The 14,826-nt window shown below is 66.6% G+C and carries 10 protein-coding genes and 5 pseudogenes; 10 read left to right on the plus strand and 5 right to left on the minus strand.

All coding sequences use genetic code 11. The features are described 5' to 3' along the window. The first annotated feature begins 54 nt into the window (after positions 1-54). Together ACFYR3_RS39630 and ACFYR3_RS39635 are read left to right on the plus strand one after the other, a co-directional pair. Positions 55-6,567 carry an RHS repeat-associated core domain-containing protein gene (locus ACFYR3_RS39630; protein WP_389286989.1) on the plus strand — a complete coding sequence of 2,171 codons (6,513 nt, stop codon included), beginning with the start codon at positions 55-57 and terminating at the stop codon, positions 6,565-6,567. Continuing rightward, the gene (locus ACFYR3_RS39635; RefSeq protein ID WP_389286933.1) at positions 6,528-6,926 is read left to right on the plus strand and encodes a hypothetical protein; all 399 of its coding nucleotides are present in this window, start codon (positions 6,528-6,530) and stop codon (positions 6,924-6,926) included. Before ACFYR3_RS39630 ends, ACFYR3_RS39635 begins: the two co-directional genes overlap by 40 nt. A gap of 526 nt (positions 6,927-7,452) precedes the next feature. On the opposite strand, the pseudogene ACFYR3_RS39640 reads toward ACFYR3_RS39635, so the two are convergent. Then, a pseudogene (locus ACFYR3_RS39640) lies at positions 7,453-7,746 on the minus strand (transposase); the annotation flags it as partial. A gap of 43 nt (positions 7,747-7,789) precedes the next feature. Here ACFYR3_RS39640 and ACFYR3_RS39645 point away from each other — a divergent pair. The 4 genes and pseudogenes from ACFYR3_RS39645 to ACFYR3_RS39660 all read left to right on the plus strand — a co-directional run bounded on the left by ACFYR3_RS39645 (position 7,790) and on the right by ACFYR3_RS39660 (position 9,998). Further along, a complete protein-coding gene (locus tag ACFYR3_RS39645; RefSeq protein ID WP_389286935.1) occupies positions 7,790-8,047 on the plus strand; it encodes a DUF5372 family protein in 258 nt (85 codons plus the stop codon). 130 nt (positions 8,048-8,177) lie between these two features. After that, positions 8,178-8,705: a recombinase family protein gene (locus ACFYR3_RS39650; RefSeq protein ID WP_389286937.1), complete on the plus strand. Its 528-nt coding sequence runs from the start codon at positions 8,178-8,180 to the stop codon at positions 8,703-8,705. A 119-nt stretch (positions 8,706-8,824) separates the two neighbouring features. Then, a pseudogene (locus ACFYR3_RS39655) lies at positions 8,825-9,115 on the plus strand (transposase family protein); the annotation flags it as partial. A gap of 361 nt (positions 9,116-9,476) precedes the next feature. Continuing rightward, positions 9,477-9,998 (plus strand): ISAs1 family transposase, encoded by a 522-nt coding sequence (locus tag ACFYR3_RS39660; protein WP_389286991.1) that lies wholly within the window; start codon positions 9,477-9,479, stop codon positions 9,996-9,998. A gap of 17 nt (positions 9,999-10,015) precedes the next feature. On the opposite strand, the gene ACFYR3_RS39665 is transcribed toward ACFYR3_RS39660, so the two are convergent. The 3 genes and pseudogenes from ACFYR3_RS39665 to ACFYR3_RS39675 form a co-directional block, all read right to left on the minus strand. After that, entirely contained in the window at positions 10,016-10,279 is a 264-nt protein-coding gene (locus ACFYR3_RS39665) for a DDE-type integrase/transposase/recombinase (protein WP_389286993.1), read from the minus strand. After that, positions 10,268-10,613: pseudogene (locus ACFYR3_RS39670) on the minus strand (ISL3 family transposase); the annotation flags it as partial. The pseudogene ACFYR3_RS39670 and the gene ACFYR3_RS39665, both read right to left, overlap by 12 nt. Before the next feature lie 716 nt (positions 10,614-11,329). Further along, a complete protein-coding gene (locus ACFYR3_RS39675) occupies positions 11,330-11,737 on the minus strand; it encodes a transposase (protein WP_389286939.1) in 408 nt (135 codons plus the stop codon). Between the two features lie 68 nt (positions 11,738-11,805). Between ACFYR3_RS39675 and ACFYR3_RS39680 the strand changes: the two are divergent. From ACFYR3_RS39680 to ACFYR3_RS39695, 4 genes and pseudogenes are all read left to right on the plus strand, one after another. Beyond that, positions 11,806-11,958 (plus strand): annotated as a pseudogene (locus tag ACFYR3_RS39680) (transposase); the annotation flags it as partial. 256 nt (positions 11,959-12,214) lie between these two features. Beyond that, on the plus strand, positions 12,215-12,499 hold the full coding sequence (locus tag ACFYR3_RS39685) for a hypothetical protein (protein WP_355846156.1): 285 nt from the start codon (positions 12,215-12,217) through the stop codon (positions 12,497-12,499). Next, complete coding sequence (locus ACFYR3_RS39690; protein WP_389286941.1) at positions 12,496-12,894, plus strand: hypothetical protein; 399 nt, start codon at positions 12,496-12,498, stop codon at positions 12,892-12,894. Before ACFYR3_RS39685 ends, ACFYR3_RS39690 begins: the two co-directional genes overlap by 4 nt. Before the next feature lie 310 nt (positions 12,895-13,204). After that, a pseudogene (locus tag ACFYR3_RS39695) lies at positions 13,205-13,416 on the plus strand (hypothetical protein). A gap of 16 nt (positions 13,417-13,432) precedes the next feature. On the opposite strand, the gene ACFYR3_RS39700 reads toward ACFYR3_RS39695, so the two are convergent. Continuing rightward, positions 13,433-14,818 (minus strand): DUF2637 domain-containing protein, encoded by a 1,386-nt coding sequence (locus ACFYR3_RS39700; protein ID WP_355846443.1) that lies wholly within the window; start codon positions 14,816-14,818, stop codon positions 13,433-13,435. Positions 14,819-14,826 lie beyond the last annotated feature (8 nt).

The following is a 14,826-nucleotide window of genomic DNA, read 5'->3' on the forward strand; positions in this document are numbered from 1 at the left end:
CGGGAAAGAACCGTGTCTCCAACACCCTTCCGCACACGTTTGCCAGGGGCGGTCATACGCCGCTGGCTTGGCCGTGGCGCACTCGTCGCCTCCCTCTCCCTCCTGCCACAAGTCATAGCTCCCGCGGGTTATGACTTCGCTGCGCAGGCTCAGTCCCAGGCTGCCCGCAAGCCGCTTGAGCATCAGCCCAAGGCGAAGACCGACAAGGTGGGCGTGCTTAAGCCCGGCATGTCCAAGGCCCCGAAGGACAAAGCCGCACCGGCAACCCGCGAGACCCGAGAGCGGCTGAAGAAAGCCGTCTGGCCGAAGGCCGGGAAAGCCACCACCGAGGTTGCAGCGACCGGCAAGGCCGCTCTCACCATCGGCGGGCTCGGCATGACACTGGCCCAGGAACCCGCCGCCGCGGTAGCCAAGTCGGCGAAGACCAGGAAGAGGGCGAAGGCCACCGGCCCGGCCGAGAAAGTGGCGCTCAGCATCCACTCCCAGTCGGCCGCGAAGAAGGCGGGCGTCAACGGCATCCTGCTCACCGTCGACCCGGCGGGAGCCGCATCCGGAAACCCCGCCGGTGACACCGACAAACTTCGTCTCTCTCTGGACTACTCCTCCTTCAACGATGTCTACGGCGGCAACTTCGGCCCCCGTCTGCGCTTGGTGACACTCCCGGCGTGTGCGCTGACCACCCCGGAGAAGAAGTCCTGCCGCACCCAGAGCCCAGTGTCGAGCGCGGACAACGATGCGGAGTCCCAGACCCTGACGGGCACCGTCTCCGCCCGCGCACTCGCAGCCGGCACCCCGATGCTGCTGGCGGCGGCGGCCGACAGTTCGGGCGGCGGAAGCGACTACAGCGCCACCTCGCTGTCTCCGACCGCGACCTGGGAGGCTGGCGGCAGCACGGGTGACTTCACCTGGAACTACCCGCTGCGGGTTCCCCCAGCGACGGCCGGCCCGGCCCCGAACCTGTCGATCTCCTACAATTCCGCCTCGGTGGACGGCCGCACGTCCGGGGAGAACAACCAGACCTCGGTGATCGGCGAAGGCTTCTCGATGACCGAGTCCTACATCGAGCGCAAGTACGGCTCCTGCAAGGACGACGGTCAGTCCGGCAAGGGCGACCAGTGCTGGAAGTACGCCAACGCCACCCTGGTCCTCAACGGTAAAGCGGTGGAGCTGGTCAACACCTGCGCCGACAAGGCGGCATGTGATATCGCGGCCCTGTCACAAGCGTCCGGCGGCTCGTGGAAGCTGAAGAACGAGGACGGCAGCCGCGTCGAGCATCTGACCGGCGCGACCGGCAACGGCGACGACAATACCGAGTACTGGAAGGTCACGGACGCGTCCGGCATCCAGTACTTCTTCGGCAAGCACCGACTGCCCGGCTGGAGCGACAAGGGCACCACCGACACCTCCGACGACGACCCGGTCACCAACTCCGTATGGACGGCCCCCGTCTTCGGTGACGACTCCGGGGAACCCTGCAACAAGTCGACTGGTTTCGCCGACTCTTCCTGTAACCAGGCCTGGCGCTGGAACCTGGACTACGTCGTAGACAGCCACGGCAACGCCTCCACCTACTGGTACACCCCAGAGACGAACTACTACTCCAAGAACGCCGACACCACCGTCAACGGCACCAGCTACACTCGCGGCGGCTACCTCAACCGCATCGACTACGGCCTGCGCAGCGACCTGATCTACACCAAACCCGCCGCCCAGCAGGTCAGTTTCACCTACGCCGAACGCTGCGTCTCCTCCGGCGGCTGTGACAACCTCACCAAGGACACCAAGGCCAACTGGCCGGACGTGCCCTTCGACATGATCTGCGCGGCCAACACCAAGTGCACAACCCAGATCGGCCCGTCCTTCTTCACCCGCAAACGACTCACCGACATCACCACCTCCGTCTGGACCGGCACCGGCACCACCCGCAGGGACGTGGACACCTGGCACCTGGACCAGAGCTTCCCCGACACCGGTGACGCCTCCTCGGCAAGCCTGTGGCTGAACTCCATCCAGAACACCGGCAAGGCCAACAGCACCACCGCCGCGATGCCGCCGGTGGTCTTCGGCGGAATCCAGCTGTCCAACCACGTGGAAGGCAGCGGCCCGGACACCCTGCGCTACATCAAGTGGCGGGTGCGCACCATCAAGTCCGAGACCGGCTCCACCCTCACCGCCAACTACTCGGACCCCGACTGCATCTGGGGCTCGAGCATGCCCGCGGACATCGACAAGAACACCCGCCGCTGCTTCCCGGTCAAGTGGTCCCAGTCCGGCGCGGCCCCGGTCACCGACTGGTTCCACAAGTACGTGGTCACTTCCATCCTCCAGGACGACCCCTACGGACACGGCGACACCGGCGAGACGTACTACGACTACCAGGGCGGCGCCGGCTGGGCCTACGCCGACGACGAGGGCCTGACCAAGACCTCCAACCGCACCTGGTCGCAGTGGCGCGGTTACGGCAAGGTCGTTCAGATCTCCGGCGACTCCGAGGGCCCGCGCTCCAAGAAGTCCACCCTCTACATGCGCGGCCTCAACGGCGAGAAGGAACTCGACGGCACCGCCCGGGTAGAGAAAGTCACCGACTCCACCGACACCGCGATCGACGACTCCCGCCAGTACACCGGCTTCGTCCGCGAGACCATCGTCTACAACGACGCCGACGAAGTCAGCGGCACCATCAACACCCCCTGGTCCCACAAGACCGGCAGTCACACCTACAGCTGGGGTACCACCGACTCCTGGATCGTCCAGGCCGACGAGACCGCCACCCGCACCAAGACCTCCACCGTCACCCGCACCGTCACCCAGAAGACCACGTACGACACCACATATGGCATGCCGATCACCGTGGAAGACAGCGGCGACACCGCCAAAACCGGTGACGAGTCGTGCGTGCGGACCAGCTATGCCCGCAACACCTCGGCCTGGATTGTGAACGCGGTCTCGCGCACCGAGACCTACAGCGTCCAGTGCGCGACCACCCCCGTGATCCCCGACGACGTCGTCTCCGACATCACCACGGCCTACGACGGCCAAGCGGTCGGCGCGGCGCCCACCAAGGGCGAAATCACCGCCTCCTACCGGGTCGCAAGCTACGGCGAGCTCGACAAGAAGCCCGTCTACCAGCAGGTCTCCAGCTCCACTTACGACAAGCTGGGCCGCCCGGCCACCGCGACCAACGCCCTCAACCGCACGATCAAGACCACCTACGTCCCCGACGACACCGGCTACGGACCGCTGACGTCCAAGACCACCACCGACCCCAAGCTCTACACCTCAACCACCGAGGTGGACCCGGCCTGGGGCACGGCCACCAAAACCACCGACGCCAACAGCAACATCACCGAGTGGTCCTTCGACGCGCTCGGCCGCCTGCGGTCGGTCTGGAATCCTGAACGCTCCCGCACGCTCGGTGACGCCGCCAGCATCGGCTACGCCTACAGCATCAACAACGACAAGGAAACCTGGGTCCGCACCGACGCTCTCAAGGCCGACGGGAAGACCTACAACAGCTCCTACGAGATCTTCGACGGCCTGCTGCGGTCCCGCCAGAAACAGGTCCCCTCGCCAAACGGCGGCCGCGTGATCTCCGAAACCCTCTACGACGACCGCGGCCTGGCCTACGTCTCCAACAGCCAGGTCCATGACAGCAACGCTCCCTCAGGCACCCTGGCCAACACCTACCCCGGCTCCGTCCCAGCCTCCACCGAGACCATCTTCGACGCCGCTGGCCGTGCCACCGAATCGATCTTCCGGGTCTACGACCAAGAGAAATGGCGCACCAAGACCGAAGCGGAGGGCGACCGCACCGCTGTGACCGCCGCAGCAGGCGGCACCGGCACTTTGACGATCGTCGATGCCCGCGGCCGAATGACAGAACGGCGTGAGTACGGCGGCCCCGTCCCGACCGGCAGTGACTACACCAGCACCTTCTACGAGTACACCGCCGGCGGCCAGCTCAAGAAGATGACCGGTCCGGACGGGGCGGTGTGGACATACGGCTACGACCTGCGCGGCCGCAAGATCATGTCCACCGACCCCGACAAGGGCCGGGTCGACACCACCTACAACGACGCCGACCAGCCGCTGACGGCCACCACCGCCCTCGATGCGGTCTCTCGCACCCTGATCACCGACTACGACGAGCTGGGCCGCACGATCGGCACCTGGGACGGGGTGAAGGACAACACCCACCAGCTGACCAAGTTCACGTACGACTCCCTGGCCAAGGGCAAGCCGACCGCCTCGATCCGGTACGTCGGCGGCACGACTGGCAAGATCTACTCCCAGGTCGTCACCGGCTACGACGCCCTCGGCCGTTCCAAGGGCATCAAGACCGTCATCGCCGCCACCGACCCCCTGGTCACCGCTGGCGCACCGCAGACCTTCACCACCTCCATCACCTACAACATCGACGGCACCGTCCAGTCCACCTCGATGCCCGCAGCAGCCGGTCTGCCCGCAGAGGCCGTCACCAACAGCTACAACAGCCTCGGCATGCTTACCGGCAGTGACGGCATGACCGACTACATCCAGAACATCGGCTACTCCCCGTACGGCGAGATCGAGGAGACCCGCCTGGGCACCTCCACCGGCGCCAAGCAGCTCCAGCTCCTCAACCGCTACGAGGACGGCACCCGCCGCCTGACCAACACCCACACCGTCGACCAGACCAACACCGGCTACACCAGCGACGTCGACTACGCCTACGACACCACCGGCAACGTCAAGTCGCTCACCGACAATGCCAACGGCAAGGACACCCAGTGCTTCGCCTATGACGGCTACCGCCGTCTGACCGAAGCCTGGACTCCGACCTCCAACGACTGCGCCACAGCCCGCTCGGCGTCCTCCCTCGGCGGACCGGCACCGTACTGGACCAGTTGGACCTACAAGCCCGGCGGCCTGCGCGACACCCAGACCGAACACAACGCCACCAGCGACACCAAAACCGAGTACGGCTACCCCGCTGTCAATGCCACCGGCGCCGGCCAACCCCACACTCTGACCTCCGTCACCGTTAACAGCGGCACCGCCAAGACCTACACCTACGACGAGCAGGGCAACACCACCAAGCGCTATGGCCCCACCGGGACCGCGCAGAGCCTCATCTGGGACATCGAGGGAGAACTTTCCCGCCTCACCGAGGGCTCCAAGACAACCGACTACCTCTACGACGCCAACGGTGAACTCCTGATCCGGCGTGGCCCCGTCAACACCGTTCTCTACCTGGCCGGTCAGGAGCTCCACTACGACACGTCCGCCAAGAAGTTCACCGTCCAGCGCTACTACCAAGCCGGCGACGCCACCGCCGTCCGCACCGAAACAGGCCTGTCCTGGATGGTCGACGACCACCACGGCACCACCTCGATGACGGTGGACGCCACCACCCAGGCCGTCACCCGCCGCTACACCAAGCCCTTCGGCGAGACTCGCGGTGCGACACCGTCGACCTGGCCCGATGACAAGGGCTTCCTCGGTAAGCCCGCTGACGCCGACACCGGACTGACCCACATCGGCGCCCGCGAGTACGACTCGGCCAGCGGACGCTTCCTCTCCGTCGACCCTGTTCTCGCCCCCGGGGACCATGAGTCCCTCAACGGTTACGCCTACGCCGACAACACCCCGGTCACTATGTCCGACCCCACCGGCCTGCGGCCTGTCACGCCCTGCGAGCACGGGTGCAGTGACGGCCACGGCGGAAGCACTGTCGACCGTTTGGAGCGGGACGGCCAGGGCGGATGGACAAACGTCGTCTCCACCCAGACCTACACCCAGTCCTTCCAGTACCAGAAGGCGGGCGGCGGCACCGGCAGCGGCACCATGACCGTCACCATCCACACGGAAGCTGGCCACAAATCGGCGCAGATCGTGTTCAAGAAGGGACCCGACCCGAAGCCCAAGAAGGATGACGGCTACTGCAACTCCTGCTGGGCCATGGGAACGAATGTGGCATACGACCCCAAGGCCAATGACCTGCCAGACACCCCGAAGCTCGCAACCTGGCAGAAGGTTGTGCTGGGCGCCATCACCGTCGTGGCGTCGGCCGTAGTCCTTGCCCCGGTCGCCGTCGCCGTGGGCGATGGATGCCTGGCCGCGGCCCCGGTATGCGCCGCGGAGATCATGGAAATGGTGACCGGCGGAGCATCCGGCGGTAGCGCGGTAGTGGGGAGTGGCATCGCTGCGGCCGGTGCCAAGGCACTGATCGCTGGAGAGGACCTGCCGAAGGGGCCGGTGACCCTGTACGGCCCGTTCCACCGGCTCGCCAACCCGAAAACCCAGTCGGCGGAGGTCGCACGGAGCATGGTCCAGTCCGGCGAGCTTTGGGGCAGGGCGCCGAAGCAGGGAGGCAACGCCACCGCACAGGCGTGGCGGGGTCCGATTCCGAAAGACGCCAAGCCCGGAAGCTTGGAGTTTTACACCACCGTGCAGCCCAAGTCCTATGGCCGAAGTCTGCCTGGACAGGCTGCGTGGGAGGCTGAGAGAGAGGCTGGCGTCAACTTCTTCGTCAAGGATGGTGACGAATGGGCTTCTATTCCGATCATCGTTACGGAGGTGAGGTAGATATGGATCTGCGGGAGCTGGACCCGGCAGGTCTGAAGCGGATCCCCGAACAGGATGTCAACCCGCGCGACATCAGGTGGCTCGTCCAGGTCGATGTCGAGCGCGCGGCGCTCGAGGAACGTTGGGGCGCGCCAGAGATCGCCCGAGACGACTTTGCGGAGTGGTTCTGCTTCGCCTTCTCCCCGGCGGATGGGGAGGCATTCATCCTGCTGCGGCAGGTGCACCATCCTCCCGTGGCTGGATTCGTCCTCAGCGTGACCAAGGGGCTCTTCTCCCCAGAGGCCGCCGACCGGATTGTTCAGACGTTGGGTACTCCTGGTGCGCGGATCACTCATATGAACGACGAGGCCGCCCCGTAGCATCCGGTGCGCCCGGTGCGGAAACCCCCTTCCTGGGAGTGTCCGCGCCGGGCGCACAGCTGATTTGCCGCTCGCCGTCGCCCAACTCCCGTTCGACCGAGCCGACTTCGACCTACTCCGCAAGCGGGTCCTCTCCAGCGCGCGAGGCCGTTCATGATCGCGGTTTCGGTGCCCCTCGGTGGCCCCGGGCACTGAAAGCGGTCCAGAACCCGGGTTCAGCCGACGCCGACACCGGATGGCGCACCCGGGTTCTGGGCAGGGGCCCACGCGGACGGTCCTCGCCAGTCGCCGATGATCCACCAGGGCGGCCGGCGCCGCTTGTGGGACCTGCTGGAGGAGATTCGCGACCATCTCAACACGGTTGGTGAACTGCCCGTCTACGGCGCCGCAGTCACGATCACCCCGACGGCGCGACCACCCTCTCCCGCGGCCTGTAGTGATGGTCGGGCGCGTTCGCGCCCCTTGCAGAGGCTTCGCGCGCCGGCAGGGGTGTGTCAATTTAACGGCTGATCTTGGTGGTTGAGGTTCAGTTGTTGGCCGGGGTGAGCCGGCCCTCGAAGGCGATCTGGAAGGCGTTGAGGGGGGCCTTCCAGCGCATGGTCCAGCGCTTGCGGCCCTTGCCGGTCGGGTCGAGGCTCATCAGTGCCAGGTAGATGCACTTCAGGGCGGCGGCCTCGGTGGGGAAGTGTCCGCGGGCCCGGACGGCCTTGCGTATCCGCGCGTTGACGGACTCGATGGCGTTCGTCGAGCAGATGACGGTGCGGATCTCGACGTCGAAGGAGAGGAAGGGCACGAACTCGGCCCAGGCGTTCTCCCAGAGGACACAGCGCAGTACCCCTGATCGCGGCGTTTCTGTGGATTCGTTGATCGTCACCCACCCGTTCCATCCGTGGTCGGGGCGCCGGGTGCAGGTGTGCCGGACGGTGCGCCGCTCGGGCAATCTGGTCTTCGTCTGCACGGCCGGTGACGGCATGACGGTGACATTGCCGCAGGCGTGGACGGATCGTGCTCCGGTCGCGGGTGAGAACCGGCTCGCGATGGAGGGCCTCTGTGCGCTGTCCGCCCTGGTGAATGCCCTGGTGAGCCGTTGCGGCGAACCGAGCCGTGGAGGAACGTCATGAGGGGCGGCCCGCCTGCCGCCGCCTGGGCGGAGGTGACTGGTTGTGACGGATGCCCAGGACTGGAACCGGACTGCTGTGCTTCTGATCGCGAACATGATCGAGTCTGCTCTGCGCGGGGAGGCAAGCAAGGATGAGCGGGAGTCAGAAGATCACTGCCTCGCACCGGTCGAGGCTGGCGTTGATCTATGTACGGCAGTCGACGCTGCTGCAGGTCCGGGAGAACACCGAGTCGACGGCCCGTCAGTACGCGCTGGCCGACCGGGCTCGCGAGCTGGGTTGGGCCTCATGCGATATCACCGTCGTGGATGCGGACTTGGGGACCTCGGGCCGGTTTTCCGGCACCCGGGTCGGCTTCCAGCAGCTGGTGGCCCGGGTCTGCCTCGGCGAGGTCGGGGCCGTGCTCGGCCTGGAGGTGTCCCGGCTGGCCCGGTCCTCGGCCGAGTTCGGCCGGCTTCTGGAGTTCGCCCGGCTCACCGACACCCTCCTGATCGACAGCGATGGCGTCTATGACCTGGGGGACTTCAACGATCGTCTGGTGCTCGGCCTGAAGTCCACGATGAGTGAGGCCGAACTGCACATCCTGGCCGGGCGCTTGCACGGCGCCCGCAAGGCCGCCGCCGAGCGCGGCGAACTGCGTCTGCCGCTGCCCGTCGGCTGACGTCGCGTCATGTCCGGTTCTGGGGCCGGGAAGCAGTGCAGGCACGGTGCCGGTGATCATGTGGTTGTCGAGACCCATGAGAACCGAGCGAGACCGTGCCTGCCCCTTCATCTCCCCCCATGCCCATCGCACTGGATCACCTGGCCCGCGCCGAAGTCACATCTCCCCTGGCCACTGCGACCGGCCTACGTCCCTTCCTGACGGCGGTGCCCGATCCACGCGACCGGCGGGGCCGTCGGCATCCGCTGCCCGCGCTGCTGTCTGCGGCAGCGGCGAGCGTCCTGGCCGGCGCCCGCTCCCTGGCCGCGATCGGTGAGTGGATCGCGGACGCACCGCGCTGGGCCGTGCGCGCGCTGGGCTTCGCCCCGGATCCGCTGACCGGGCAGGTGGTGGTGCCGCACCCGGCCACCGTGCGTCGCCTGCTCGCCCGCCTGGACGGCGACGCGCTGGACGCCGCGATCGGCGCGTTCCTGTCCGCGCGGGCAGCCTCCGCCGGCGAACACAACGGACTGCGGCCGATTGCCGTGGACGGCAAAACCGTCCGCGGCTCACGCACCCAGACCGCTGCGGCGACCGCGCTCCTGGCCGCGATGGCGCACAGCGGCGAGGTCCTTGCCCAGCGCCGGGTCGCCGACAAGAGCAACGAAATCCCCGCCTTCGCACCGCTGTTGGAGAGCATCGACCTCGCCCAGGCCGTGATCACGGCGGGCGCCTGCCCTGCACACCCAGCACGGCCATGGCGCCTACCTGCGCTCCCGAGGGGCCCACTACATCGCCGTCGTGAAGAAGAACCAGCCCGGCCTGTTCGACCGTGTCCGCGCGCTGCCCTGGCACGAGATCGCACTCGACCACTACGAGCGCACCCGGGCCCACCACCGTATGGAGATCCGCCGTCTCAAGACCGCCGCGTTCGCACACCTCAGCTACCCCGACGCCCGACAGGCCCTTCAAGTCGTGCGATGGCGACGCGACCTCGGCTCGGGAAAACTCACCATCGAGCGCGTCTACCTGATCACCAGCCTGCCGCCCGGCACGGCCACCGGCACACAACTCGCCTCATGGATCCGCGGCCACTGGGGCATCGAGAACCTCCTCCACCACGTCCGCGACCGCACGTTCCGCGAGGACGACTCCAAGGTTCGCAGCGCCCAGCTGCCCCGCACCATGGCCAGCCTCCGCAACCTCGCCATCGGTCTCCACCGGCAAGACGGCCAGAAAAGCATCGCAGCGGCCCTGAGGCAGGCGGCCCGCAGCTACCACCGACCCCTGACCCTCCTCGGCCTCACCGGATGAACCCGGACAAGATCACTTCATGCAAAGACCCTGCTCGCAGGCCCAACGAGGGGAGCTTGCAACGAAGTTCTCGAGACGTGTATTGGGCGATCGGAATGAAATATGCAGCCTTCGGCCAGGTCGATGTTGCGGGCCGCCATATCGAGTGCATCCGATATGAGTGAGGTCTTCATGTGGTCGGCAATCGCCCAGCCGACCACCGCTTTGGTGTGGCAGTCGATGACGGTCGCGAGATAGAGGAACCCGGCCCAGGTGTGAACGTAGCTGATATCGCTGACCAGGCCCCGGGTGAAGGCGTGTAGGTGAGGCAGGTCGGCTGCGCTGACCTGGGATCCAGTGCGAGAGCCTGTCGGCGTTTCCTGTGCGGGGTGTCAGGATCTCGGCGAAGTCTCCTACGCAGGAGGCCAGTTGGGTTATTTCGGGGCATGCTGCGGTGAGCCTGGCCAGCAGTGCGCGATTCGAGGCCTTGAGGTTGTCGGGCTTGGTGAGGAGCATCCGGGCCAGCCGGCGCGGGGAGATGTGGCTGCGATCGGCGTCCGCACGGCCTTGGTTGATGTACTTGTGCAGCAGGTTCAGACAGCCGGTGAATCCGAGGGCTTTGATCTCCTCGAAGAGGTCGGCCGTCCCGCTGCAGCGCGGTCACCAGCCGCGGATCCGTGAGGCTCAGTACGGAATCCGCCGATACGCGCGCCATGAAAGCAAGTTTCGCCCATTCCGTCGCCGTGTGGAGCCCATCTCGAGGACCTCGCCCCCAGCATGAATGGCATCCACTTCGCCTCTTCGCTGACGGGCGTCAGCGTCGGCGGACCCGCGCCATGGAAGGAGCACCCGATGACCCTCGGCCCGCGCATCTGGATCCCCGGCCTGATCGACTGACCGTCGGCACCTCCAGAGCCGCCACGAGCGGCTCGAGGCTTGATCGACATGTGCACCAGGCAGTCGGCCGAGTACCGCGGTGTTTGCCCGGGTCCCCTAACGCTCCGTCCAAACCAGCCAGCGCCTGTCCGGATCAGGACTGGGGGCGATCTACGTCAACTATGCAGGTTATCAACGGGGTTGTAGCCACCGGGTCGGGATGAATCACCCCCGGTCGGAAATTCAACCCACACATACCCTAAAGGGTGCAAAAGAGAGGAACGCTATGAAAACCGCGCTACGCCATGGGGTAACAGCCGCCCTAGCTGCTTCTTTCCTCGTGGCAGGGGTGGCGATCGCTAGTCCCGCCTCAGCGGACTCAGGCACAGGCTGGAGTTGCACCAACTACAAATATACGAGCACGTCCTGGAAGGCATACTGCATCGTATCCGCCGGCTATCAAGCGCGGGCTTTTACTATGTGTAGCAACAGTGGCGGCGCGGAGGCCTATCTCTACGGTGGATGGGCGGCCGCTGGAACGTGGACCTTTGGTGCCACTTGTCCTCCTGGATACAGGCTGGCCGGCGGTGATACTCAGTCTCGGCGCGTGTAACACGGCCTCGGTGTTGGTGGGCTCGCCTATTCAACTGTCGCCAGTTGCCCATGGGGTCCAGCCCGCCGGTGACCGTTCGCGGTCGTCGGGGCGTGGACTTCTGTGCTGAGGCGGCCATCGGCTCGACCGATTTGCGCTGCCCGTCGGTCAGCAGCCCTCGCAGGTAGACCTGCCCCCACCGGCGCTGACCCTTGCGCGCGAACGGCTCGAACACCTCCGCCGCGAACGCCTCCAACTCACCACGCACCACAGCAATCTCATCCGGAGTCACACGCCCTCAACGCCACAACCGGCCCGCAGGACATGCGCCACCACAACCGACCTGACCAAGCCCTACTAGTCAGTAAGTTCGCCGAGAATCTGACCGATCGCCAGGCCGTGCACGCGGTGCGGGCCAGGATCGACCTGAAGTACCTGCTCGGCCTGGAGCTGACCGACCCCGGCTTTGATCACACAGTGCTGACCGGGTTCAGGGGCCGACTGCGGGCGCACGGTCTGGAGGAGAAGTTCCCCGTAATCACCCCTGCAGGCCGCGAGGGCCGACACATCCTGTGTCGGCCCTCGCGCACGACCGGTTCCGGCAGGCCAAACTGTGGGCCGGTGCGGCGGAGCCCGTCGCTGCGGTTGAGAGCGGCATTTGTCGGGCCGGTGGCCGTCACTTTCGCCGAGGAGGCGGTAGCTGGGATTCCAGTTCGCTGCACGCGCATCCACCCGCCACCCATCTCCACGGAATGGCTATAGTGGGACTATGGCTACGACGACGATCCAGGTGTCCCGCGAGGTCCGAGACCATCTGGCTGAACTCGCCAAAGAGCGGGGACTGAGCCTGGGCCAACTGGTCGAGGCACTGGCGGCTAAGCAGCCCACCGCGGCACAGCGCGCTGAACGCTTGGCGGCCGACCGGGATGTCGTACGGCGACTCATGGGTATTGAGCTGACCGACGAAGACTTCGAGCAGGCCCCAGACGTTCTCGGCAACATCTACAAGATCGCCGCCGAGAAGGCTCGTTCGGCCCGGGGCACGGCCGCGTGATCATCCTTGATACGAGTGCCGTACGGGCTCTGGCGGACGGGCACAAAGCGTTGAACCTGCTCGCCGGCAACATGGCCCACACTCCCATCGAACAGCTCCGCGTCCCCGCCCTGTGCCTCATGCAGGCCGAGGCCGAGGAGGAACACCTGCACCGCCGCGTGCTGGCATTCTCCTCCGTTCTCGTCGACCCTCTCGATACCATGGCCGCCACCACCGTCGGCACCATGATCCGTGACGGTTACGGCGGCCCCGACACATGCCATGCGCTGTACTGCGCCCTGCCCCGAGCGGAGTTCACCGGCATGTCGATCCTGCTCACCGAGTACGAGGATCGCTACCCTCCGGGCGTGGTCACCGTCGACATCAACTCACCTGGCATGCTCGGCTTCCACTGAGGCCGGTGGAACGGCTCTGTTTCGGGGTGAGTGCGCGTCGAAGGCCTCGCCGGGGCGGCCTCGCCGCGCGTGCTACGCCCAGACCGCCCCACTTCCCCTACGGTGAGACCGAGTTCGGCAAGGAGCTCTTGCTGGCTGCGGTAAACCTTGTCCCGCAGGATGCCGCAGGGCTGCTTCCCCGCACGCTTCCACAGCCCTGGTGCACCCTGTGCGGCTCTTGGTGAGTCCTCGCTGGCCAGGGCACGCTCTGCCACGCCTGAGTGGTGTAGTCCACCGCGTGCGACCTTCCCGCCTGGGTGAGGCTGACCCCATGACCACGCTGCCGATCATCGTGTACCCGCCTGACGAGCAGGGCGGCCGGCGGGTGCGGATGGACGGGGAGATCCTCGGGCTCGCGTACACCTTCCGGGACATCGCCGAGTTCTTGCGGCGGGCAGGTTGGATGATCCGGATCCGGCATGGGTGGAGGCATCGACACTGATCGAGTGGCAGGGCGGCGGCCCGGACGTGTGGGAACACTGAAGGCCGAATCTCCGGTTCAGGTGTGGGTCTCGGATTGGTGTTTCCAGATGGCTTGCCAGCGGCGTTCGTAGTCAAGGGCATGGTTGAGGATGTCGTCGGTGGTGATGGCCCGCTTGTACTGGGCGGTGATTCCACGCTGCGCACAGACCTGAGCGACGGTGCGCGCGGAGGGGACAGTGCTCTCGAGCCGGTGGTCTGCCCAGATTTGGAAGATGCGGAAGTGGAGGAAGTACCGGCGCAGCGTGGAAGGACTGACGGCGCTGCCGCCGCGCCCGGTTATGCCTCTGTGGGCGAGATATGCGGAGAGTTCCTCGCCCGAGGGCTGTTCGCCGCGCAGGCCCAGGTAGTCGATCCAGGCGAGATAGTACCGATCGACCACGGAGAGACCGCTGTCGCGCCTCACCTCTGGCTGCGGCTTTTCAACATCCACGTTCACTCGCGTGGTGCGCGTCCCCTTGGCGGGGTGCGCTCTTACGTCCGTCGGCGGTACCGGGGCTCGGCTGTGAGCCAAGGCGACTCCAGGATCGGTTGGATCTGCCCCAGCGGCTTCGGTGAGCGGTTCCCCATTGCTGAAGTCATCCGCCTGCGCACTCACAGCAGAGACCTGCACGTCTTCAGCGGCGGGGAGTTCAGCTGCTGCGGTGGTGACGTCGGCGCGTGCGAAGACGTAGTCGGGCGGGACGGTTTCGTCCGGGTGCCTGTCATCCGTGAGTTGGTCGATGCCGGCGGCGGCGAGACCCGCCGGGGCCGTCTTTGCGAGGGGCACGCCGTAGCGGGCCAGGCGCAGCGGCATCAGCGACTCCACGGGGGCCTTGCGGCGCCAGGCGCGGCCGAAGCGGGAGTGCAGACGGGCCTGGTAGACCAGACGGTCCTGCTCCAGCTTGATGACCTGCTCGTAGGACCGCAGCTCCCACAGCTTCATGCGCCGCCACAGCAGGAAGGTGGGGATCGGGGAGAGCAGCCAGCGGGTGATGCGGACGCCCTCCATGTGCTTGTCGGCCGTGATGTCGGCTATGCGGCCGATCGCGTGCCGCGCCGCCTCGACCGAGACCACGAACAGCACCGGGATGACCGCGTGCATGCCCACGCCCAGCGGGTCCGGCCAGGCCGCCGCGCCGTTGAACGCGATCGTCGCCATCGTCAGCAGCCAGGCCGTCTGGCGCAGCATCGGGAACGGGATGCGGATCCAGGTCAGCAGCAGGTCGAGGGCGAGCAGGACGCCGATACCCGCGTCGATGCCGATCGGGAAGACGTACGAGAAGTTCCCGAACCCCTTCTGGAGCGCCAGCTCACGGACCGCCGCGTAGGAACCGGCGAAGCCGATTCCGGCGATGACGAGTGCACCGGCAACGACCACACCGATGAGGAATTTGTGCGGGCGGCCGAGCCTGCCGGGTGGCATCGTTCCCG

The organism is Streptomyces sp. NPDC005784 (genome assembly GCF_042871525.1).
GTDB lineage: Bacteria > Actinomycetota > Actinomycetes > Streptomycetales > Streptomycetaceae > Streptomyces.

Coding starts and splice junctions, on each gene's coding strand:
- ACFYR3_RS39635 (WP_389286933.1), top strand. CDS start 6,528: ATGGGCTTCTATTCCGATCATCGTTACGGAGGTGAGGTAGATATGGAT.
- ACFYR3_RS39650 (WP_389286937.1), top strand. CDS start 8,178: ATGAGCGGGAGTCAGAAGATCACTGCCTCGCACCGGTCGAGGCTGGCG.
- ACFYR3_RS39685 (WP_355846156.1), top strand. CDS start 12,215: ATGGCTACGACGACGATCCAGGTGTCCCGCGAGGTCCGAGACCATCTG.
- ACFYR3_RS39700 (WP_355846443.1), bottom strand. CDS start 14,818: ATGCCACCCGGCAGGCTCGGCCGCCCGCACAAATTCCTCATCGGTGTG.